Origin of the sequence: Virgibacillus dokdonensis, assembly GCF_900166595.1 — a bacterium.
GTDB lineage: Bacteria > Bacillota > Bacilli > Bacillales > Amphibacillaceae > Virgibacillus > Virgibacillus dokdonensis.
The window spans coordinates 566,191-588,094 of the sequence record NZ_LT745763.1; the positions used below are offsets into that span (position 1 = coordinate 566,191).

The following is a 21,904-nucleotide window of genomic DNA, read 5'->3' on the forward strand; positions in this document are numbered from 1 at the left end:
GCATTCGTTTTGTTATGTAGAATAAGAACATAACGTAACAAGAATAATTGTTTGCCGTTCGTATATCCTCGACAATATGGGTCGAAAGTATCTACCAGAGCACCGTAAATGCTTTGACTATGAAGGCAGAACTTCCAATACAGCTGGATTCTGCCTTTTTGCATGTTGTTGTCGCAAAAAGTAAGGATGTAGCTTTTTGTTTTTGCTCCTGCTTTGCTTTTCTTGCGCGGAAAAGTATAAAACGTTTAGGTTTATCGTATAAGGAATTCGAGGCATTTCATCGCCAGAAAATTTGACGATAGCCAAGTTTTTCTAATGAGGGGTTGCAACAGGAGTAGGTTTGTTTCAAATGATAAACAGGACAGGTAGAGGTGTGTCTGCTTACTAGTTTGTAGGGAGCAGGCTAGTGATTATGCAGTAATTGTTTTAGAGGAACTTATAGTAAGTGGGATTATTTTATAGATAGGAGTAACGTACATGAAGACAAATGAAATGATTTTAGTATTGGATTTTGGTAGCCAATACAATCAATTAATTACACGACGAATCAGAGAATTTGGCGTGTATAGTGAGTTGCACTCTCATAAGTTAACAGCTCAAGAAATTAAGGAAATAAACCCGACAGGTATTATTCTTTCTGGAGGGCCACATAGCGTATATGATGAAAATAGCTTCCGCTGTGATCCCGCAATTTTTGATTTAGGTATCCCAGTATTAGGAATTTGCTATGGCATGCAATTAATGGCCTTACATTTTGACGGCAAAGTAGAAAAGGCTAAAAACCGTGAATACGGAAAAGCGGAAATGGACGTTCAAGGAGAACCAACGCTCTTTGCAGGTACACCAAAGCAGCAAACTGTATGGATGAGTCATGGGGATAAAGTGGTAGAAGCTCCAGCATCTTTCCAAGTAGATGCAACAAGTCCTTCGACACCTATTGCAGCTATTAGTAATCAGGAACAAGGGCTGTATGGTGTACAGTACCATCCGGAGGTACGTCATTCCGAGTATGGAAATGATGTGTTAAAGCAGTTTGTCTTTGCGGTGTGTGGCAGTAAGGGTGACTGGACGATTGAGAATTTCATTGACATGGAAGTGAAGAAAATCCAAGAAAAAGTCGGCGACCGAAACGTATTATGTGCTTTAAGTGGTGGCGTTGATTCCTCTGTTGTTGCAGCACTTATTCATAAAGCAATTGGCGATCAGTTAACTTGTATTTTTGTCGATCACGGGTTGCTTCGTAAAAATGAAGCTGATGATGTGATGAAAGTATTTGCGGATGATTTTCATATGAATATTATTAAGATTGATGCTAAGGATCGTTTCTTAACGAAATTAAAAGGTGTCGACGATCCAGAGAAGAAGCGTAAGATTATCGGAAATGAATTTATTTACGTGTTCGATGATGAAGCAGCGAAGCTTAAAAATATGGACTTTCTAGCGCAAGGAACGCTCTACACAGATATTATTGAAAGTGGAACAGAAACAGCTCAGACGATAAAATCACATCATAATGTTGGTGGCCTTCCTGAAAATATGCAGTTTGAATTAATCGAGCCGTTAAACACATTGTTTAAAGATGAAGTTCGTGAATTAGGAACACAGCTAGGTATACCTGAGCGTATCGTTTGGCGTCAGCCTTTCCCTGGCCCGGGACTTGCTATTCGTGTACTAGGGGAAGTAACAGAAGAAAAATTAGAGATTGTTCGTGAATCCGATGCAATTCTACGTGAGGAAATTGCGAAAGCTGGACTAGACCGTGATATATGGCAATACTTTACAGTGCTACCGAACATTCGCAGTGTCGGTGTCATGGGAGATGCCCGCACGTATGATTATACGATTGGTATCCGTGCAGTAACGTCCATTGATGGTATGACTTCCGATTGGGCGCGTATCCCTTGGGACGTCTTGGAGAAAATCTCAACTCGTCTCGTGAACGATGTAGCTCATATTAACCGTGTAGTGTATGATGTAACGAGCAAGCCACCTGCTACGATTGAGTGGGAATAAGAGGCTAACTTGATTTGAAGAGAGAACGCTGATTTAACAGCATTTGTCCTAAGCTAAAACGGATAAATTGATAAAAAATAATATAGTTCCCTGCCAAAAACCCTGCCAATAAAAAATTTTGGCAGGGAATTTTGTTTTTACACTGAATTTTGGCAGGGAAATTTTTTGGTATTTGGATTGTCGTGTGGAATTAAAATTAATAACCATGTAATCCTAAAAAATGAATATTTCTCAGAAGGTGGTGAAACATAAAGGTAAATATAAGGCATGAGGAGTGATTAAATGACAACAGGACATATACCGATAACGTCATCCGAGCTTTCAACCCTTTGGATTATTTATCAAAAAAAGACTATGATGGTAAGAGTGATTGAATTTTTTTTGTCAAATAATCAAGATGCTGAGGCTATAGAAATATTGCAAACATTTCACGAAGGTGAAAGTAATTTTGTTAATGAACTAAGGAACATTTTTACACAAGAAGGGGCAGCAGTTCCAATTGGGTTTACAGAAAACGATGTAAACCTTAATGCACCAAAATTGTTTGACGACATTTTTGAGGTCATGTACTTACGTATGATGATGAAAGTTGCTTCAGGTTTACATGCATTGCATATATCGATGAGTTACCGGAAAGACATCATGGATTTATACAAAAGGTTCTCAGCGTTTGCGGAGGATACCTGTGAAAAAACGACACAGTTTTTGCTAAGCAAGGGTGTACTTCCAAAATCTCCAGTTGTCACCTTACCCAACCATGTTGAATTTGCTGAGAAAAAGAATTATCGGTCAGGATTTAAAATCACGGGTCACAGGAGGTCATTAAATACAGTTGAAGTGGCTTATCTATACCAAGCGATTGAATCGAATGTAGACGGAATGAAATTAATGACAGGCTTTGCTCAAGTAGCTAAGAAAAAAGATATACGGGACTACTTCTTCCGAGGTAAAGAGTTATCTAAAACAATCATTACAAAATCCAGCGAAATATTATTAGACAGTGATATTAATCCTCCGTCCACACCAGCAGGAAGGGTTACAGATTCAACAGTGTCGACTTTTTCAGATAAGCTTATGATGTATAATACGTCCTTACTGAATACTTTTGGTTTTGGCAGTAATGCTATAGGTACGACCTTCAGTCTAAGGAAAGACTTACCTTTAAAAATGATACCAATTGCTAAAGATGTTTTCGACTTCGCAAATGATGGAGGAGACCTCATGATTGAACACGGGTTATTGGAAGAACCACCTCAAATGGAGGATAGAACCCAATTATCAAAAGGACAGAGTAAATAAAGACAAAGATTGGGCAATTCTGAATTACGTTGTCCTTCTTTTGCCTTAAAAAAGTTATGACCAATATAATCATTTGGACGTGATTATATGAATCAAAATAATAAATATGAGAAACTGTTTTGGAGTATTGCATTGCCGGGTTTTGGTCAAATTCTAAACGGTAGGTTTCTAAAGGGATTACTCTTCATTGCTTTGGTGTTTCTAGTTAATGTTCAGTCCAACTTTCACCAAATTATATTATTAAGTTTTCATGGGAGTATCAAAGAAGCCATTGAGAAAACGAATTATGCATGGTTGATGTTTTCCCCTTGCCTGTATATTTTTGCAATATGGGATGCCTGGAAAGACGCCGGAGGTGGAAGGCATCCTCATTCTTTTCTTCCCTTTGTATTCACAGCCTATTGGGCAACGGTTGGTGTGATTTATTCTTCGGAATTCACTTTATTTGGGCTATTATGGGGGCCTGTTTGGCTCCCAATTCTTTTTATAATACCGGGATTGGCCACGGGATTTCTCATCAAGTTACTATTACTGAAATATAAAAAAATTTCTTAACGTAGGGTTTTTTTAAAATGCTGGCGATACCTCTGGAAGTGAGCATTATTATATTTTATTGTATAACCGAATAAAGGCTTGTTCCGTTGGGCGCTTTTGTTGAATAAAGAATTTCAGTAAAGAACTTTTTATCACAAATTTATGTTTACTGGTCGGGCGAATGTGAAAAGTAAACAACTATTTTTGAAATCAGCCGCATTTTTCAACGGTAATAATGCGGCTTCATCCCTTCAAAAGGAAACAACTTTATTGTCATTACGCATTAAGTTGTTGTTGCAATCTTGATATTTGTAGTTGATTTCTAAAATGAATAAGTCTTTTTTGTGCAAATTTCTGTGTTACGTTGAATGTCTTTGTTATAAAAGGTATACCTTCGGGTATGTTGGCGATTTCATATTTAATTAATATAAATGTTGGTACACAGAAATGAAGTGCAAAGTTATTTGCTTTCCATTCTTGGTATGCCAGAAAAAGATTATTCAAGTGCAATATTTGATTTCCGTACTGTAATAATAAATGACAAAGTTCATGTCCAAAATCCTCCCATTGTTCTTCGGGGGATAACCTAGAATCAATTATAATTTCTTTTTTATAAACACGACTTGATATATCCCAAAAATAGACTTTAATTCCCAGGTAGTCAGCTATTTCCGGAATATCTAGTTGATGTGGGTAATAAATACCTAAGTCAACATAAAAATGCTTTATTGCATCTTCTAGTAATGTTGTGTGATATTTCATGGCTTGTCCTCCTTCGGGGAATGTATGTTCTGTTTTTTATTATAAATAAAAGCCCTAATATTAGAGCTCTATTTCTTTTTGTCTCGTTCTTTAATAAATTCCCAAAAACGTATTAGTTCTTCGATTTTTTCTTCGGGTGCGTTTTGTAAGTCTTTAAAGAATATTTGTGTTTTAGGGTCTAAAAATTCTTTCCACATTTCATCAGGAGAATTAGAATGTTCATTTCCTGTGATTAGGTAGTCAATTGATACATTGAAAAAGTTAGAAATTTTTTTGAGTGTACCGTAATCAGGTTGTCTTTTATTTATTTCGTAATGAGCGTAGGTTCCTCTGGAAATGTTTAGTTTTTTTGCTAGTTCTTGTTGAGATAAATTCTTTGTTGCTCTTAGTTTTTTTAGTCTGTCTCCCAACATTGTGTAACCTCGTTTCTATACGATTTATAAATCGTTTATAGTTATTATACTGTAGCAAAAAGCTACATAAAATAATTGTATCAAAAAAGTACAAAAAAGTATTGACAGTAGCGAAACGCTACAATGAAGGTGGCGATTAAATGTATGAAAAAAAGAGAATGGTTGTATGAAAAAAGAATTGAACGAAATTTAACACAAGAAGATGTTGCGATACAATCAAACATAAAAAGACCTTATTATTCTCAAATTGAATTAGGTATAAGAAGACCTAGCGTAAAAGTTGCTAAACAAATCGCCGGAGTAATTGGTTTTGATTGGAAGCTTTTTTTTGAAACTGGATGTAGCGATTTGGAACAAGATATAAATGTTTTATAGAATTAGATTTGTTTCTTATAAATCTAATCACTAGCATTGCATTAATTAAACCTGATGATTCAAAATACTGAAAATGTTCAATAATTACGTGTTCATGATACAAAAAAATCCTTTACAATGGAAGTACAGGTGGTTCCTGTCCAAATCCAAAAGTAAAGGATAATCCGTATGGACAAGAATACACTAAAATCATCATTTGGTAAATGGGTTTCACCTATAAATACGAAAAAACTATTTGAACAAGTAGAAGAAAATAAACAAGATTACTACACAAAAAAGCTAACAACTGCAGGGTATATAAAGCTCATGTTACTTGCCCAACTGCAAGGATTCGAGAGCTTGGAAGAAATGAGCGATGCCCTAATAGATGATGGACTTCAGAAAGCACTGGGGTTTGAATCGATTAGTACATCTCAGCTATCAAGGAAGAATAATGAAATGAATCCAATGATCCTTTCCCATTTATTCTTGGACCTTGTTTACAAAATAAAAGGTATCCAATTTAAAAACGGGAAATACATGCCATTGAAAATCATTGATTCTAGCACGCTTCCATTAAACTTAACGAATCATAAGTGGGCAAAGTTCCGTAAAACAAAAGCAGGAGTTAAGCTACATTTACGACTTATATTTATGAATAAAGATACCGTCTATCCTGAAAAAGCAGTGATTACAACAGCCAAAGAACATGACAGAAATCAACTGGAAGTTCTCGTAGACGACAAAGAAGCCATGTATGTGTTTGACCGTGGATACGTTGATTATGAACGATTTGATCGAATGACAGATGAAGGCTATTTTTTCGTATCAAGACTGAAGAAAAACGCCATCACTCGTGAAGTAGAATCATTTTCTATACCTAAAGATTCTACGGTTTTATCCGACAAGATGGTTTACATCGGTTCGACGCAAAATCGTACAGAGAATGTATTCCGCCTACTTGAAGTAGTGGATACAAAGGGAAACATTCTACGATTAATTACTAACCGTTTCGATCTAGACCCCGAAGAGATTAGTGAAATTTACCGTCAACGATGGACCATTGAGCTATTTTTCAAATGGCTCAAACAGCATGTAGAGATCAAACACTTTTATGGCATGAGCGAAACTGCCATTCAAAATCAAATTTTCCTTGCACTTATTGCTTACTGTTTACATGTACTTATCCAGTTAGAGATGAGGAGTAAGAAGTCCTTACTCCGAATTAGCCGCTGGTTAAATAAAGCGCTGTGGAAACCTGCGTACATCTGGATTCGCAGATTTGACGATAGATCTATTCCGTAAATACATACAGTGTCGCTGTTGCTAATAGTTTAATTGTATAATTTTTCCAAATGGACAGACCACCTTTGTTTAGCCTTTGTCTTTTTGGCAAAAAATCCTGCAAAGATGTTTACTGAATTTTCAAACCATATTTATGCAATGCTAGTGAAATCTAATATCTAATAAATGAATTATATTATTTCTAGGGGGTGAAATTCAAATGAACTTTAATGAAATGCAAAATTTAATGAAAAAGGCAGTTCCTTTGGCAAAAGAAATGGAAGGTGACTGGCAGGCTAGGATGAAGTTAGCTGTCCGAATTGTAAAGGCAGATTATTATATGCAACAGCCGATTTCGAAGGAAATTATTCAAAAGCTTTTATTGCATAATGTTTCATATCGTAGAATTTGTAAGAATTATGATATGTCAAGAAAAGGAATTTCAGCATTTGAGAACATGTAACGAGTGTGAGTTTATACCACTTAATGAATTGTTCGAAAATGCATGAAAGGAAATGATGTTCCTTGAAAACTTCATATAGAAAGAGAGCGCATATGATAAATCGTAACTTATCATACACGCCAATAAAACCTAGACACTTTTATTGTAACGTGTTTTGACTGATTTGTCATTAAACGTAATCTAAGTGATGATAGCTAACACTTTTAAAAAAGCTATAGCAGTCCAAAATGAGGGTGCTAATGGTTATAAGCATAACCTACTATATGTTGCCATGACCTTAACTGTGAGCGACTGATAAGCGCGGTAATGGTTCTTATAGAGCCTAGCGAATTATCTTTAATTTTTTATTAAAAATGAATGAGGTGATTTTGTGCTGGATAAAAGAATTGCTTATTACACGAAAAAAGTTGCTGATTTTGGCTCTATTCATCCTAGTAAGCGTAGGAATCCTTATCGGCATGAAAGATTACTTCTATATAAAAAACTACTTCATGAAAAAATATATGAAAATAGACCTTCTGCATTTAGAGGGTTTAATTATTAATCAGATAGTAGGTGAATAAATGAAATTATGAAATTAAATGACCTTTTGAAAGAAAATAAAATAGTGGCATTTGGTTTTCCGGCAGTGAGAGATTTGGTGCGATATGATAATAAAGAATCAGATACCACTATTATTATTTCTACACTTGCACCTTCCCTTTTAGTAGGGCATGGAATAAATGAATATTATGGATTGGATTTGCCAAGAGATAAAGTATTTGAAACTGGACTAGATATTATTAAAGCAGATGTAAATGTATCTAAATATCGTTTAACAGCTTTAGAAATTTATCCATGGGAAATGAAAAATAACTTTATCATTGCAAGTCGCCATATGGGAACTGTTGAAATATTAAAAAATGAATTTCCATTTTTGCAGAATGCACCGGTATTCGAACGTGTTGAAGCAGATGATATTAAAGGAAAACATGTTTATGGTACATTACCACATCATTTAATAGCAGGATGTGATTCGTATGTAGCTGTGACTATAAAAGGTTTTGATAATGCAAAAGATGGTGATTTGATGGGAAAAGAATTAAAGGAACGTATTCAAATTGCCGAATATCCGATTATGTTAGAGATGATTGAATGAATTATACGAGGTGATAAGTATTGGAAATGCGTGTGTATATATCCAATCTCGGCAAATATAATGAGGGGGAGCTTGTTGGTGATTGGTTTACTCCTCCAATCAATATGGAAGAAGTAAAAGAGCGTATTGGCTTAAATGGTGATTATGAAGAAATTGCTATTCACGATTACGAATTGCCATTTGAGATAGATGAATATACATCTATCAATGAAATTAATCGTTTGTGTGCAATGATTGAAGAAATTGAAGGCACACCTATTTATTACGAGTTAAAAGCAATGATAGGTTACTGGTTTAGTGACCTTGAGGAATTGTTGGAAAATGTAGATGACATTGTATGTTATTCTGATTGTCATTCTATGGAAGATGTTGCAAGATATTTCGTTGAAGAAACAGGAGCACTTGGAGAAGTTCCTACCAATCTACAAAATTATATTGATTATGAAGCTTTTGGACGTGATATGGAATTGGAAGGAAACTTCCTTGTTACTTCTCATGGTGTATTTGAGTACAATAATTAAAAAAACGAGAAACTTAAATATTAAAAACAATTAAGGGAGAGATTTTGAATGGAATTTAAAACAGGAATTATACCGAATGAACTAACTTTTGGTGACTTATTTTTTATGGGGTTGAAAAGAGAGAAGATGTTTTTTGACCGAGATAAAAATGAAAGAACAGATAAACTGGAATCAAGGGTTTATAATCTTGCTTCATCCACTCAAAAAGAGCAAATTGAGGTGACTATACCGGAATATGTTGATTTAAAAGAGATTGATTTTAACAAACAGGTGACCCTAAAAAATCCTGTCATTAAAGCAAGAGCACAAGCAAATGGAAATTTTGCTAATGTTGTATGGACTGTTGAAGCAGAGGATATTGTAGAGGTTGGTAGTTCGGGTGGTGTGAAGAAAAATGAACCGAGTAAAGAGCCTGTGGGAGCAGGAACGGATAAAAAATAGTAGAGTAATAGCGTGCTAGTTATAAATTAATTGGCACGCTTTTTTTTGTTCAATTATTTTAGAGAGGACTGAGATTTCTCTGTAAAAGAAGGTGATAAGGATTGAATTTTTAAAGAAACGCCTTTGGAAATATCGTGGCATAAGAATAACGCCGAAAATGGAACATGGAGTGTTAATAGCAGGATTAAGCATATTTATTCCTGTTTTTTTATTGAGTATTTTTTTCTGTTATAAAACTGGAATGAGCAATGTTGCCGAATGGTTCACTTGGGACTATTTGAAAAACATTAAAGGTTGGAATTGGGCGTACATTGGAAAAGGATTTGTTATATCTTTTATAGTTGGCGCAATGACTGTTTTATTAGCTTATTTTGTTTTCTTTGAAAAGTATAGGCGTATTTGGCATAGGCAAAAAATAGCAAGAATGTTTATATCTAATCGTTTTATCGAAAAAGAAAGCTATTCAACGGAATCAAAATGGAGTTTTAGTGATAAGACTGTTACGAAATCAAAATTAACCTACTTCCCAAAAGCCTATTACAAAATAAATAAAGGATATATTGAATTTAGAGTGGCTATGGATATGAGCCGATTTCAAGAAAGGTTTTTAAAGTTAGGGGATGAACTAGAAAACGGTTTATATTGTACTTTAGTTGACAGGGAATTGGAAGAAAATTTCGTTTGTTATAAATTAATGTATGATGTACAACGAAACCGTATTTCTATTCATGATGTGACTGTTAAAAATGGCTCTATGAAGCTTATGGAACATATTGAATGGAAGTTTGATGAATTACCTCATATGTTGATTGCTGGTGGTACTGGTGGAGGGAAGACTTATTTCATTTTGACCATGATTGAAGCTTTATTGAAGTCGGATGCTGAATTGCGGATATTAGACCCAAAAAATGCAGACCTTGCAGACTTAGAATCGGTCATGCCTGAAAAAACTGTTTTTAGGTGCGCCCTGCATGGGCGAAAACTTGGTGGTGAAAGTCCACTACAGGCATGGCAGTAGGAACTGTTAGCGAAAGACAAGGTGGCTATCGCGAGGTAGTGGCTGAAGGAAGTCGGACGCAAACTCCTGAACTGACGAACAGAAACTAGATAGAAGGCTGAATTAGGTCGGATAAGGTTGCCTAACAAACTGAAGTCCAATACTGCCCGAAACCTATACAGTAAATCTAGCAGTTACATGGGAGGAAAGTTTTCGCTCTTACCGGGGGAGGTCTTGTGAGGGTGCAGTGGGAGTTGAATGATAACAAACCAGCACAACCAAGACGATGACGTCTTGGTGAATCACAAGAAGTCAGCAGAGGTCATAGTAATGTTACTTGACGAAACATGAAGGACCGAACAATAGTCGTTTTGAAAGCTCTAGGAGGTGTGTAAGGTGCGACAACTGCAGAAAACAGGAGAATCTGGCTATCGGCAGAGAGATAGTGTGGAACATGAAGGGTATGTCGAAGCGCATAGTGGCTTACATGGTGAAAAGAACAATCAAAATGGTGTATCCAATCTGTTTGAAAGAATCCTGTCAAGGAACAATCTCAATCAAGCTTACCTTCAAGTCGTCAGAAATAAGGGGGCAGCCGGTGTAGACGGTATGACGTGCGACCAACTACTTCCATACTTGAAGGAACATAAAGAGGAACTATTACTCCAGTTATATCAAGAAAAATACAAACCGCAACCCGTCCTGCGGGTTGAAATCCCGAAACCAGACGGTGGAAAGAGAAAACTGGGGATTCCGACAGTCATCGACCGGATGCTTCAACAAGCGATTAACCAAGTGCTCCAACCAATATTTGAACCAAAGTTCTCCGATAATAGTTTTGGGTTTCGTCCAAAACGTAGTGCACATCAAGCCATCATACGGGCAAAGTCATACTACGAACAAGGGTACAAATATGTGGTGGATTTGGATATGAAATCCTACTTCGATACGGTAAATCATGACAAACTGATGTATTTCGTGGAAAAACAGATAGATGATAAGCGCGTGCTTCGCTTGGTAAGACAGTATTTATTGAGTGGAATTATGATAAACGGTATCTTTGAGAAATCGGAAGAAGGAACGCCGCAAGGTGGAAACTTATCGCCGTTACTCAGTAATATTTATCTGAATGAATTAGACCAACGATTAGAAAAGCGTGGTCACAGATTCGTCCGCTATGCGGACGACTGTAATATCTATGTGAAAAGCAGGAGAGCAGGATATCGGGTAATGGATAATATAACGAACTTTCTTGAGAAGGATCTGAGTTTAACTGTTAACCGAGAAAAGAGTGCGGTTGGAAGTCCTTTGAAACGTAAGTTTCTTGGCTTCTGCTTATTAGCTACGAAGAAGGGTGTCAAAATTCGTCCGCATAATAAAGCGAAAGTGACCGTCAAAAGGAAACTCAAGCGGATCACCAAACGCAATCGTGGACGACATCTCGAAGTGATTCTTAAAGAAATCCAACAACTTATGACAGGTTGGATAAACTACTATGGCATAGGGGAAATGAAAGGATTTATAAAGAATCTCAATGGATGGTTGAAGCGAAGAATTAGACAATATCTCTGGAAGCAGTGGAAAAACCCACGCACAAAAAGGAAAAATCTAATTCGCTTAGGTATCGATAAACATAAAGCTTATGAATGGTCGAATACAAGAAAGGGCTACTGGGTTATATCCAGTAGTTATGTACTCCATCGTTCATTAACAGATAAAGAACTGGCATCGAGAGGATATAAAGACATCGCTCTACAATACCAGTTCGTACACTCAAACTATTGAACCGCCGTATACCGAACGGTACGTACGGTGGTGTGAGAGGGGCGTAAAGTTACTTAACTTTTCCCTCTACTCGATTAGGAAAAATGGAATTAAAATGACTTTGAAGAAAGCAAGAGAAGAAATGCATGAACGTTCCGAAAGAATGAAAAACATGCCGAATTATAAAACAGGTGGAAATTATGCAAGTGTGGGCATGAAGCCACTCTTTGTTATTTTTGATGAATATGTAGCATTTATGGAAATGTTAGACCATAGAGAGAAGCAAGAAGTATTGGAGGATATGAAGCAATTAACTATGCTGGGTCGTCAGGCGGGTGTATTTCTTATTTTGGCAAACCAACGTCCTGACGCAAAATATTTGGCAGATGGAATAAGAGACCAGTTTAATTTTCGTGTAGCATTAGGTAGAAACAGCGAAACAGGATATGGAATGATGTTTGGAGATGTTGATAATACATTTGTAAATAAGCGTATAAAAGGGCGTGGCTATGCCGATTATGGTGCTTCTATCATTACAGAATTCTATACACCATTAGTGCCTAGAGGATATGACTTTTTAAAGGAGATAGGAAAAGCAACGCCGAAAATGGAGGTTGCGCCAGCGACGACAGTCGCAAGCGACAGCGAAAAGCAACCGGAATTGTAGGCGTGGAGGAAGGAGCGTAGCGGATGACGACATCAAACCCCCCCTACTCTAACAGGGGGGTACAAAATACAAAAAATGAAGAAAACCCTTTAGTATCAATGATTGACTATTTAAGGGTATCGTTTAAAACGCATAATGTCGATTTGATATTAGAAAAAGTGCTTCATCTAAAAAAAGAATATATGGAGCATAAAGAAAGTGGTTTTTATGGATATGTAGGCACATATCAACTGGATAATATTAAAGTATTATATTCTCATGGTTCAGATGTGCGTGGAACACTTATTGAATTAAGTGGTCAAGGTTGCCGTCAATTTGAAACTTTTTTAAAAGCTAGGAAAGTAACGTGGTTCGATTTTTTTAGAGATTGTAAGAAAAATGGTGGGAAATTTCCTCGATTAGATATTTCGATTGACGATAAAAAAACATATTTTGAAATACCTATGCTTTTTGACAAGATAAGAAATGGCGAAGCGATTTCCCGATTTAAAAAAACTGATTATAATGGCTCGTTATCAATGGAAGATGGTGAACAGGGCGGTACGACACTTTATTTTGGTTCAAAAAAACATTCTGAAGTCTATTTCTGTTTTTATCAGAAAAACTATGAGCAATCGGAAAAGTATGGAATCCCTTTAGAAGAACTTGGAGACTGGAATAGATATGAATTAAGATTTAAAGATGATAGGGCGAATGCTGTTGTATCAGAACTTATAAAAAGTGAAAGCATGTTACCAGTTGCTAAGGGAATCATTAAGAATTATTTACGTTTTGTGGATAAGGATAATGATTTAAATAGAGGGCGTTGGAAAACTTCTCATTTTTGGGAAGTTTTTTTAGGTGATGTTGAAAGGTTAAAAATTTTTACGAAACCGCAAGAAGATTTTTATCAAAAGTCTCGAAATTGGTATATGAATCAAGCGGCTAGAACAAGAAAAATGATAAAACTGGTGGAAGATACAAAAGGAATTTCTGATTTAGAAGATTTTGAGGAAGAATTAGAACTAAACGAAAAGCAAGAGCATATGATGTTGGTTTATCTTGCACAGCCGGAAGAAATGATTGTTTAATGTTTTTCCCCTTTTGAGGTAGTGATATTGGGACGCCGTGTGGGGGCGGAACCCCACGAACTTAACGTCATTTGTTATGGAAAAGGGCTGATATTAACGAACGACAGGGCAAGCGGTTTTGTCGGTACAATAGTAAGAGACAAGTCAAGTTTATTTAAATCCCTTTTGAGTATAGTTGACTTGGTGACCATCAAGCACCGACAAAAAATCGGAAAGCAAGGGGGAAAGGGTGGAGATTTTTTAGGCGGTTTTCCTAAAAAATACTACCCGAACCTTGCTTGGAGATTAGTTACTATGTTAGGTGGTGAAAATGTGGACCACGCAATTCAGAATTTGAAATCCTATATGAGTGCAACGCTTGATTTGCATAGAGACCTTGGCCAGCCAGAAGATGTTTATAGAGATGAAATAAAGGCGTATGTATGTGCTATAAATGCTTTGGAACTTTATTATTATGAAGAAAAAAGAACAAAACTAGAATTTGTTTTGAGTTAATGGAAGGAAGGTGAAAAAAATAATTCCACTTATTTTGAATCAAGCTGTATTGATAGGAGCCTTGGAAAGGGAAAAATTGATTAATCATAAATCTGTCATTTTAGAAAAGTTGAGAGAAGAGATGCAGGGTATTGATAATTCCCTCTATATTGAAATGGACGTGTATTTTTATCATAAGAATGAACAAGAAGAAGATAAAACATATCATTGTATATTTGCGAATGTTTCTCATAGACAGAACAAAGTAACGGGAAAACCAAAAAATGCAATTATAGCAGTGGAGTTTCTTGTATTGGAGGTTCATGAATAATGAAAATGAAGTCGATACCCGAATCTTTTAAGGAATTAGGCTTTACTGTAGGTATTCCTAAAAATAGGGAAGGAGAAAAACATTCTTTTTATCAAGCTTATGTAAAAGATTTATCTAAAAATACATCTTTGATTGTTGAAGGATATAGAAGGCAAGGATATTCAACCTATCGTTTTTCTTTTTATAAAGCTACCTATATAGATAATGGTAAGAAAATAAATGAAAAAGTGTATTTGGAAAATGCTTCACCACTGGAGGTATTACAGAGGGTAACATCTTTTGTAGATTATATTGAGAGGAGTTCATAATGAGTATAAAAGATAAATTAAAAAAGAATAAAGTTGTTGATAAAATTGAACAAATTGAACGACCAAAAAAAGAGAAAAGTCCTGTGCGCAAAGATACATCAAAGCGAACAGCTTTTTTTATTTGGTCATTAATTTTAGGAATGTTATTTTTAGCGACAATTTCAGTGTTATTGTCTTTAAACACTCGTTCCACTTTGAATGAAACAAATAAATTGGTCCAGGCGAATGAGGATAAGGAAGTGATAGAAGAAATTCCTGTTGAATCTGCAAATGAATTTCTATCCAATTTTATCAAGGAATATATTAATGTTTCTAATGAAAGTGAAGCTTTGCAAGAAAGAGCAAATCGTTTAAAGGAATATATGGTTTTTAATGACACGTTTAATGATGAAAAAAATTCTTTGTACAACTTAGACAATGTGAATGGTACTAGACAGTTAGAATCTTTGAACCTTTTTCATATTGAAGATGAAGGGGAAAGAAGTCTTTTTCAATATAAGGTTACATTTAAAAATGAATTGCAAAGGGAAGTAGAAAAAGAGGTTGTTAAGGGTGAGGGTAAAAATAAAAAAAAGGAAATTGAAATCGAAATTGAAACAGAGGAAGAAAAAAACACCTTGTTGTTAAATATTCCTATTGTTTATGAAAAAGGTTTGTTTAGCGTTCAATCCGTTCCATATTTTACGGAAGTTCCCTCTTTAGCTGGGAACATAGAATATGAAAAGAAAGAGGTTGACTTAGAAGAATATACCGGGAATGAAAAAGAAAATATCAATGAATTTCTAAATACTTTTTTTGAAAAGTATGCTACAGAACCAGTTGACGAAATGGCGTATCTGATGGATGACCCACAAACGTTAAATGGTTCTTTTTTATTTGAAGAAATAAGAAATTTAAAAATCTATGTAGATGGCAAACATTACAAGGCAACGATGGAGGTGGTGTTTAGAGACGAATTGACAAATATACAACAAGTTAATCCAGTAGAAATGACGATTTCTAAAACTGGAAGAAATTATTATGTGAAAAATTTTATTTATAATTAGGAGGAATGAAAAATGGACTTTTTTAATCACTTGGTTTTGGCTGCTGATTTGCCTACTTTAGGAGGAATTGAGAATTGGGCGTTGGAAATTGTTCAGCAAGCGATAGTCATTATTATTATTTTCCTAGTCACAAAACATCTAGCCAAATTTAAATTTGGTGCGATTATTGTGTGCTGTATCGTTGGAGGAATTGTTTATTTTGTAGTTCGGAATTGGGACACAGTTGCCGGTTGGATTGAAGCCTTCATGAATAAGCTGTAAGAGAGTGATAATATGGCAGAGAAAAAAGAAAGTAGAGTGGTATATAACTATAGAAGGGCTTTAAGGGAACCAAAGAAAATTAGGCAGATAACAGATAATTATTATCTGCCTTTTACAATTGAATTGATTCCTGCATTAAATTTTGTGGTCTTTCTAATTATCACATTTTTAGCAGGTTGGATAATAAGGAAATTTTATCCGTATGCATTTTCGAATACGTGGTTTATATTTTTAATTTGTGTTCCGTTATTTTTTACGTGGCTTGTAACGAAAATTAAGCCGGAAGGCAAAAATATTTATATGTTCATTTATGATTATGTCAAATATTTATTCGGGATAAAAATTCCTAAAAAAAAGTTTTGTAATGGGAAAGAAGTAGAGTGGATGAATGAGAAAAAAATAACATTTAAAGAATGTGTATGGGTGGTGGATAAAGAGAATGACCAAACTGAAACCAGCGTTGAAAACAATAAAGAACAATATGCTATTAACGAGAACGGGAGACGTGTTCGCATATTATCGAATAAAAAGTGAATCGATTCCTATTCAAAATCAAAAAGTGGTAGCCAATTATAAAAGAAATTGGAAAATGTTTTTTGAGGATATCACAGCTTATGAAGATTTTCATTTGAGAATGTATCCTCAAGAGTTCCGTTTGAAAGAACGCTTTGAAGATTTAAGTTTGGGTTTGTCAAAAGATAGTGAAGATGTTGGACGATATTATTTAGGTGAAACAGAAAATGTTTTAAGTTCACGCTTGGGAAATATGACAAAAAATGATTTTATTATTGGCATTAAGTTAAAAAATGCATTTGTAAATGTGGATGGACGACTAAAAGATAATGTTTATTCCATTTTTTCGAATGTAACAGATATGTTTGTAAACTATTTAGGTTGGGAACAAAATGTTCCCACTTCTTTTTTTAATCAATTTGAGGAATTGGAAGATACAATTTATAAAATGGTTGCTGGTGTCAATGGGTCAAGATTAAAAGAAAATGAATTAATTTATGTTAATCGTTATGATTATATTGCTGGTTTGAAGCATGATGTAAGTGAAGAGGAGGAACATGGAAATATTAAGGCGATAACAAATTCGATTATTGACCCTACGGAATCATCTACTTTGAAAATAAGTAGTGAGCAAGATGAAGGTTATTTAACTTTTGTCGTGATTGATGAATTTCCGGATAATATGGCAGAGAGCGATATTTTTTATGAAGCCCAATCTTTACCTTTTGAGGTATGTGTAGATTTTAAAATTCATTCAGAAGGTAAAGGAAAATCAAAAATGAAGGTGAATTTAAAGGGGAGAGAGTTAAAAGAATCAGCGAATGAACAAGCAAAAACAGGTGACTTCGTAGATGATTCTGTTGTAGATAGTCATTATTTAATGAGAAATTTACAGCAAGAATTAAAAAATCATGATGTATCTGTAATGAATTGGCTTGCTACAATTGCTGTAACAGGCAAGACGAAAAAAGAAAGTTTATTACGTGCTAAACAGGTTGTACGTTATTTCAAACAATTAAATATTATTTGCCGTATTCCAACGGCTGACCAATTAAGCTTATTCTATAGAACGTTGCCTGGGGAAAAGTTAGAAGCAACGGATAGAAATTGGTTACAATCGACTACTCAAGATGGTTTAGGAGAAAGTTTGTTTGGCGTAAATTCTGAAATTGGAAATAAGATTGGTTTTTTTATAGGCTGGGTTGATAGATTTCATAAACATAAGGATTTGGAAAGTGCCAAATTATCAAGTCGTGACCCTGTGTTTTTTCATCCGATGCTGGCAAACCAAAATATTAGAGGTAGTAAATATAGAAGTCCGCATGTTCTGATTACAGGTGATACAGGCAGTGGGAAATCATATCTTGCAAAGTTGTTATTTATTTATGTAACACTCTTAAATATAAAATCCTTATATATTGACCCTAAAAAAGAAATAAGGAAATGGATAAATAAAGTTATAAATGATGGCATCATTAGACGTGATTATCCTTTATTTGTTGAGCACTTGGAAAAGTTTAAATTTGTAACTTTGGATTTTGAAGATAAGGATAATTGGGGAGCATTAGACCCGGTAGCTTTTTTACCATCTTCTCAAGCGAAAGAATTGATTCAAGATATTTTTTCGGAAGTTTATGATTTCAAAGGGAAAGATGAAATTCATACAGCCTTTTTGAGGGCAATATCGGAAGTCCTTGAAAGAAAAGAAAAAGGTGAACAAGTGGGCTCCATGCATATCATTGAGATTATGCAAGATAGCAATGAGCCATCTGTAAAAAAAGCAGGAGATTTTTTATATGAAGTGGTTGCTGATTCTATATTAAAGCTATGTGTTCATGATGGTTCTAATTCTGCGTTATCCTTAACCGATAGAATTAGCATTATTGAAATTGAAAACATTGATTTGCCAGAAGCTACTGCAAGTGTAGAAACCTATACAAATAGCCAGCGCAAATCAAATTCGATTATGCTGGCTTTAGGGAAATATTGTGAACTGTTTGGCCGGGATAAAGATGAGCAAACCGTAGAATTTATTGATGAAGCATGGGTTATCATTGCGTCACAACAGGGGAAAAAGGTCGAAAAACAGATGAAGCGTGTTGGGCGTAGCTATAATAATGCTTTATATTTTATCTCACAATCTACCAAAGACGCTTTACGAGAAAAGGAGAATGAAACAGGGAACTTTGGTGTAGCTTTTGCTTTTGATGAAGAAAACGAACGTCCCGATATTTTAAAATGGATGAACATGGAATCAAGTGAAGAAAATATAGAAATGCTAGATAACATGTTACAAGGGCAATGTTTGATGAAAGATATGTTCGGCAGAACCTCAAAAATTACGATTGAATGTCTCTTTGAAGAATGGGAAGGAGCATTGGAAACAATCAATAAATCGGCGGTTGCCTATGCAGAGGAAAAATATTTATAGATGGAATGGCTATCCATAATTGGTAGCCATTTTTAATATAAAAAAGGAGATGATTTAATGAATGAGAATGTTTTAGGTATGATGTATATTTCTGAATTAGAAAATTATGTGGAGTTGGAAGAAAAACTATTGGAATTAGATATGTCTGAAAAGTTAGAGGAAATAATTAGAGAGGCTATTGATTATTCGAACGATAATTTGAGGGAAGATGGAAATGTAAATTTTACAATTACAAAACGTCATTCGCAAAAAGATATAAGTTACAATTTTGTTTTTGAATTATTTTTGGTGGAAGAACAGCGTGACAGATACCTTTATTATGAAACTTGTATTGAGCTCTAAGTAGTAATTTTTTCAAGGGTGGCTATCGAAAGGTAGTCACTTTTTTATTTGAAAGGCTGGTGAGGAAATGCAAAATGAAATTTTTTTAAAGTCGTTTGTAAAAGGGTTACAAATTAATTTTGAGAGATTGAAAGGCTTGGAGGAAGGAAGGAAACAAGGAAAAACAGATGCGGAATTTTTAGCTTATTGTCGTGGTGGCGTAAGTGCCTGTGAAAGGATACTAGATTTTATAAAGGATTTGAATGCCAATGAAGAATAAAAAATGGTTGTTAATTCTACTTACTGCATTATTTTTATGTTTCGTGACATCATCAGTTGTTCTTGCGGAAGATGATGAAGACGTTGATACAAGTGGGAATCTCTCTGATTTGATTGATGATGATTTTCCAGTTGGAGATTTTATTCTCAAACTTTTCGGGAAAATATTTGACAAAGAATATAAACCTTTTAAGTATATGGATAAGGCAAAGGAAAAGGAAGAGGGTGGTGTTCAATTAGAAATAAAAAAATATCCACTCGAACGTTATATGGTGAATAATGAAGATACAAGTGGAATATTTGGTTTTAATTTGTATTCAATCAATAACTTTTTTATGGGTATTATTCAAAATGTGGTTAAAGTTACAGATAGTTCTTTACAATTATTTACGTTAAATAAATTGGATGATTTTGCGGATGATATTGAAAGTGTTTCGGGTAGTATATATGAAGTTTTAAAGGAGCATTTTGCAGAAATATTGTTTGCATTTTTATGTGGATATCTTGTTTTTATATTTTTTACCAAAGGAAATGCCAGAGAATCTTTTAGAAAATTTATGTTGTTTGTGGTTGTTTTAATTGTTGCCGGTTATTGGGTATCGAATGCCAGTTATTTATTAAAAAGTATGAATGCACTTTCGGGAGAGATACAATCTACTTTAGTAAGTGCAGGTGATGGTATTTTAGGGATTTTTGATGATAAGAGAGAGGGTGTTTATGCAGGGATTAATGATATTGATGAAAATGAGAAGATAGAAGGTACAATTGCGGTCGTTCGTAATATTTATTTTGATTTAGCATTAAAACGACCATACCTTTTAATTAACTATGGTAAAACAGATGAAAAAGAAATTAATGCTGATGATAAGATTAAAGATTTAGGTTTTGGATTTCAAGCTTTTCCACGTTCGGAAAGAATGCTGGCTTTTAAATTAAACTCGGAAGGTTCAGCGTATAGAATCGGTCATGCCCATCTTGAAGTAAATAAAAACGGAAATACGAATGTAGCTTCGGGTTCAGCTTTTAAACGATCGGGTATAGTATTTTTGACTTTTTTCATTGTGATTGGTTTGTCTATTCCCTTTTTATTATTAGGTTTAATCAATTTTGCATTACAATTGTTAGCGATATTCATAGCTTTAGCTTTACCTTTTGCGTTTGTTTTAAGTTTTATTCCTCATTTTGCAATGACAGGTTTTAAGGCATTAGGTAATATAGTGACCATTTTTTTAACGAAAGGTTTGTTAGGTTTACTTTTATTTGTTGTTTATCTGTTAACATATTCCATGTATCTATTTGTAAAACCAGTCGATACAGGAATGTATTTGTTACATGTGGTGCTTTTGATTGTGATATTTTTCTTAATCATAATTAAGAGAAATAAAATTATTAGTTTTGTTACGGCAGGACGTGTTCAAACAGTTGATGGAAACATTATGCCAAATATGAACCAGTATTATAGTAATCAATTTTCTAATGCGAAAAAGAGATTACAAGAAAGACGTTCTCAAAAGAGGGAATCTCCAATGAATTATGGAGATGAAAAAAGTGATTCTAAACAGAGTGCAAAAACGAATCGAACGAGTATGAGGGAGGAAAGAAAAGGTACTGAAAATGGCAAGGGTGTGGATACTAAACGTTCTCCACAGAGAAAGAAAAAGGATGATGGGGATAAAGCAGTACCTGTACCATTGGAAACAGATGACCCATCAAAAGAACGAACTTCACAGTCAGAAAATACAAATGAAAAAGATATTGGTGGTGTGAATGAAGAAAGTCGTGGTCATGCTGAATCTTATCATGACAAAGAACATTCTGTAGAACGAACTTCACAGCCGGAAAATACAAATGAAAAAGATATTGGTGGTGTGAATGAAGAAAATCGTGGTCATTCAGAATCTCATCATGACAAAGAACATTCTGTAGAACGAACTTTACAGCCGGAAAATACAAATGAAAAAGATATTAGTGGTGTGAATGAAGAAAATCGTGGTCATGCTGAATCTCATCATAATAAAGAGCGTGCTGTAGAACGAACTAAACAACCAGAAAGCATAAATGAAAGAGATGTAGACAGTGTGAAGAAAGAAAATCGTAGTCATACAGAGGTTCATCATGATACAGGTTTGAATGCGCAACGAAATAGAGAAGTATCATCTGTAGAAGAAAGGAAAAGAGAAAGAGATGAGAATTGAGGATTGCTATAATAGGCAATTCTCT

The 21,904-nt window shown here is 34.8% G+C and carries 25 protein-coding genes, 1 pseudogene and 1 riboswitch; of the genes and pseudogenes, 24 read left to right on the forward strand and 2 right to left on the reverse strand.

The window, feature by feature from the left end:
* Positions 1–38 precede the first annotated feature (38 nt).
* A riboswitch (purine riboswitch) is annotated at positions 39–140 on the forward strand.
* Positions 141–477: 337 nt separating this feature from the next.
* From guaA to B2C77_RS04375, 3 genes are all read left to right on the forward strand, one after another.
* On the forward strand, positions 478–2,013 hold the full coding sequence (gene guaA, locus B2C77_RS04365; protein ID WP_077702564.1) for a glutamine-hydrolyzing GMP synthase: 1,536 nt from the start codon (positions 478–480) through the stop codon (positions 2,011–2,013).
* Between the two features lie 282 nt (positions 2,014–2,295).
* Positions 2,296–3,312 carry a DUF3231 family protein gene (locus tag B2C77_RS04370; RefSeq protein WP_050351800.1) on the forward strand — a complete coding sequence of 339 codons (1,017 nt, stop codon included), beginning with the start codon at positions 2,296–2,298 and terminating at the stop codon, positions 3,310–3,312.
* Between the two features lie 87 nt (positions 3,313–3,399).
* The gene (locus B2C77_RS04375; protein ID WP_050351799.1) at positions 3,400–3,867 is read left to right on the forward strand and encodes a hypothetical protein; all 468 of its coding nucleotides are present in this window, start codon (positions 3,400–3,402) and stop codon (positions 3,865–3,867) included.
* Positions 3,868–4,122: 255 nt separating this feature from the next.
* Here B2C77_RS04375 and B2C77_RS04380 read toward each other — a convergent pair whose 3' ends face one another.
* Both B2C77_RS04380 and B2C77_RS04385 read right to left on the reverse strand, forming a co-directional pair.
* On the reverse strand, positions 4,123–4,608 hold the full coding sequence (locus tag B2C77_RS04380; RefSeq protein WP_077702565.1) for an ImmA/IrrE family metallo-endopeptidase: 486 nt from the start codon (positions 4,606–4,608) through the stop codon (positions 4,123–4,125).
* Between the two features lie 68 nt (positions 4,609–4,676).
* Positions 4,677–5,021, reverse strand: a complete 345-nt coding sequence (locus B2C77_RS04385; RefSeq protein WP_050351797.1) for a helix-turn-helix domain-containing protein — start codon at positions 5,019–5,021, stop codon at positions 4,677–4,679.
* Between the two features lie 144 nt (positions 5,022–5,165).
* On the opposite strand from B2C77_RS04385, the gene B2C77_RS04390 reads away from it, so the two are divergent.
* The 21 genes and pseudogenes from B2C77_RS04390 to B2C77_RS04485 all read left to right on the forward strand — a co-directional run bounded on the left by B2C77_RS04390 (position 5,166) and on the right by B2C77_RS04485 (position 21,879).
* Positions 5,166–5,396 carry a helix-turn-helix domain-containing protein gene (locus B2C77_RS04390; protein ID WP_050351796.1) on the forward strand — a complete coding sequence of 77 codons (231 nt, stop codon included), beginning with the start codon at positions 5,166–5,168 and terminating at the stop codon, positions 5,394–5,396.
* Positions 5,397–5,564: 168 nt separating this feature from the next.
* A complete protein-coding gene (locus tag B2C77_RS04395; RefSeq protein ID WP_077702566.1) occupies positions 5,565–6,680 on the forward strand; it encodes an IS4 family transposase in 1,116 nt (371 codons plus the stop codon).
* Positions 6,681–6,879: 199 nt separating this feature from the next.
* Positions 6,880–7,122: a hypothetical protein gene (locus B2C77_RS04400; RefSeq protein WP_050351795.1), complete on the forward strand. Its 243-nt coding sequence runs from the start codon at positions 6,880–6,882 to the stop codon at positions 7,120–7,122.
* Between the two features lie 370 nt (positions 7,123–7,492).
* Positions 7,493–7,666, forward strand: a complete 174-nt coding sequence (locus B2C77_RS21565; protein ID WP_169770795.1) for a hypothetical protein — start codon at positions 7,493–7,495, stop codon at positions 7,664–7,666.
* A 27-nt stretch (positions 7,667–7,693) separates the two neighbouring features.
* Positions 7,694–8,260: a hypothetical protein gene (locus tag B2C77_RS04405; RefSeq protein ID WP_050351793.1), complete on the forward strand. Its 567-nt coding sequence runs from the start codon at positions 7,694–7,696 to the stop codon at positions 8,258–8,260.
* Between the two features lie 20 nt (positions 8,261–8,280).
* Positions 8,281–8,781: an antirestriction protein ArdA gene (locus B2C77_RS04410; protein WP_050351792.1), complete on the forward strand. Its 501-nt coding sequence runs from the start codon at positions 8,281–8,283 to the stop codon at positions 8,779–8,781.
* A 48-nt stretch (positions 8,782–8,829) separates the two neighbouring features.
* Positions 8,830–9,222 (forward strand): DUF961 family protein, encoded by a 393-nt coding sequence (locus tag B2C77_RS04415; protein WP_050351791.1) that lies wholly within the window; start codon positions 8,830–8,832, stop codon positions 9,220–9,222.
* A 91-nt stretch (positions 9,223–9,313) separates the two neighbouring features.
* Positions 9,314–10,240 carry an FtsK/SpoIIIE domain-containing protein gene (locus tag B2C77_RS04420; protein WP_077702567.1) on the forward strand — a complete coding sequence of 309 codons (927 nt, stop codon included), beginning with the start codon at positions 9,314–9,316 and terminating at the stop codon, positions 10,238–10,240.
* Between the two features lie 375 nt (positions 10,241–10,615).
* A complete protein-coding gene (gene ltrA / locus B2C77_RS04425; protein ID WP_077701832.1) occupies positions 10,616–12,004 on the forward strand; it encodes a group II intron reverse transcriptase/maturase in 1,389 nt (462 codons plus the stop codon).
* A gap of 76 nt (positions 12,005–12,080) precedes the next feature.
* Positions 12,081–12,650 (forward strand): annotated as a pseudogene (locus tag B2C77_RS04430) (ATP-binding protein); the annotation flags it as partial.
* 23 nt (positions 12,651–12,673) lie between these two features.
* The gene (locus B2C77_RS04435) at positions 12,674–13,720 is read left to right on the forward strand and encodes a replication initiation factor domain-containing protein (RefSeq protein WP_072741230.1); all 1,047 of its coding nucleotides are present in this window, start codon (positions 12,674–12,676) and stop codon (positions 13,718–13,720) included.
* Between the two features lie 21 nt (positions 13,721–13,741).
* Complete coding sequence (locus B2C77_RS04440; RefSeq protein WP_128743405.1) at positions 13,742–14,215, forward strand: hypothetical protein; 474 nt, start codon at positions 13,742–13,744, stop codon at positions 14,213–14,215.
* A 10-nt stretch (positions 14,216–14,225) separates the two neighbouring features.
* Positions 14,226–14,525 (forward strand): hypothetical protein, encoded by a 300-nt coding sequence (locus B2C77_RS04445; RefSeq protein WP_050351789.1) that lies wholly within the window; start codon positions 14,226–14,228, stop codon positions 14,523–14,525.
* A complete protein-coding gene (locus B2C77_RS04450; RefSeq protein WP_050351788.1) occupies positions 14,525–14,833 on the forward strand; it encodes a hypothetical protein in 309 nt (102 codons plus the stop codon). Before B2C77_RS04445 ends, B2C77_RS04450 begins: the two co-directional genes overlap by 1 nt.
* Positions 14,833–15,879 carry a conjugal transfer protein gene (locus B2C77_RS04455; RefSeq protein ID WP_050351787.1) on the forward strand — a complete coding sequence of 349 codons (1,047 nt, stop codon included), beginning with the start codon at positions 14,833–14,835 and terminating at the stop codon, positions 15,877–15,879. The genes B2C77_RS04450 and B2C77_RS04455 overlap by 1 nt, the downstream gene beginning before the upstream one ends.
* 12 nt (positions 15,880–15,891) lie before the next feature.
* The gene (locus tag B2C77_RS04460) at positions 15,892–16,140 is read left to right on the forward strand and encodes a TcpD family membrane protein (protein ID WP_050351786.1); all 249 of its coding nucleotides are present in this window, start codon (positions 15,892–15,894) and stop codon (positions 16,138–16,140) included.
* Positions 16,141–16,152: 12 nt separating this feature from the next.
* Positions 16,153–16,674 carry a conjugal transfer protein gene (locus B2C77_RS04465; protein ID WP_050351785.1) on the forward strand — a complete coding sequence of 174 codons (522 nt, stop codon included), beginning with the start codon at positions 16,153–16,155 and terminating at the stop codon, positions 16,672–16,674.
* Entirely contained in the window at positions 16,580–19,084 is a 2,505-nt protein-coding gene (locus B2C77_RS04470) for an ATP-binding protein (RefSeq protein ID WP_232231350.1), read from the forward strand. The genes B2C77_RS04465 and B2C77_RS04470 overlap by 95 nt, the downstream gene beginning before the upstream one ends.
* A gap of 57 nt (positions 19,085–19,141) precedes the next feature.
* A complete protein-coding gene (locus B2C77_RS04475; RefSeq protein WP_050351784.1) occupies positions 19,142–19,426 on the forward strand; it encodes a hypothetical protein in 285 nt (94 codons plus the stop codon).
* Positions 19,427–19,493: 67 nt separating this feature from the next.
* A complete protein-coding gene (locus tag B2C77_RS04480; RefSeq protein ID WP_050351783.1) occupies positions 19,494–19,685 on the forward strand; it encodes a hypothetical protein in 192 nt (63 codons plus the stop codon).
* Positions 19,675–21,879, forward strand: coding sequence for a CD3337/EF1877 family mobilome membrane protein (locus B2C77_RS04485; protein WP_077702569.1), 2,205 nt, complete (start codon positions 19,675–19,677; stop codon positions 21,877–21,879). The genes B2C77_RS04480 and B2C77_RS04485 overlap by 11 nt, the downstream gene beginning before the upstream one ends.
* The last annotated feature ends 25 nt before the right edge of the window (positions 21,880–21,904 follow it).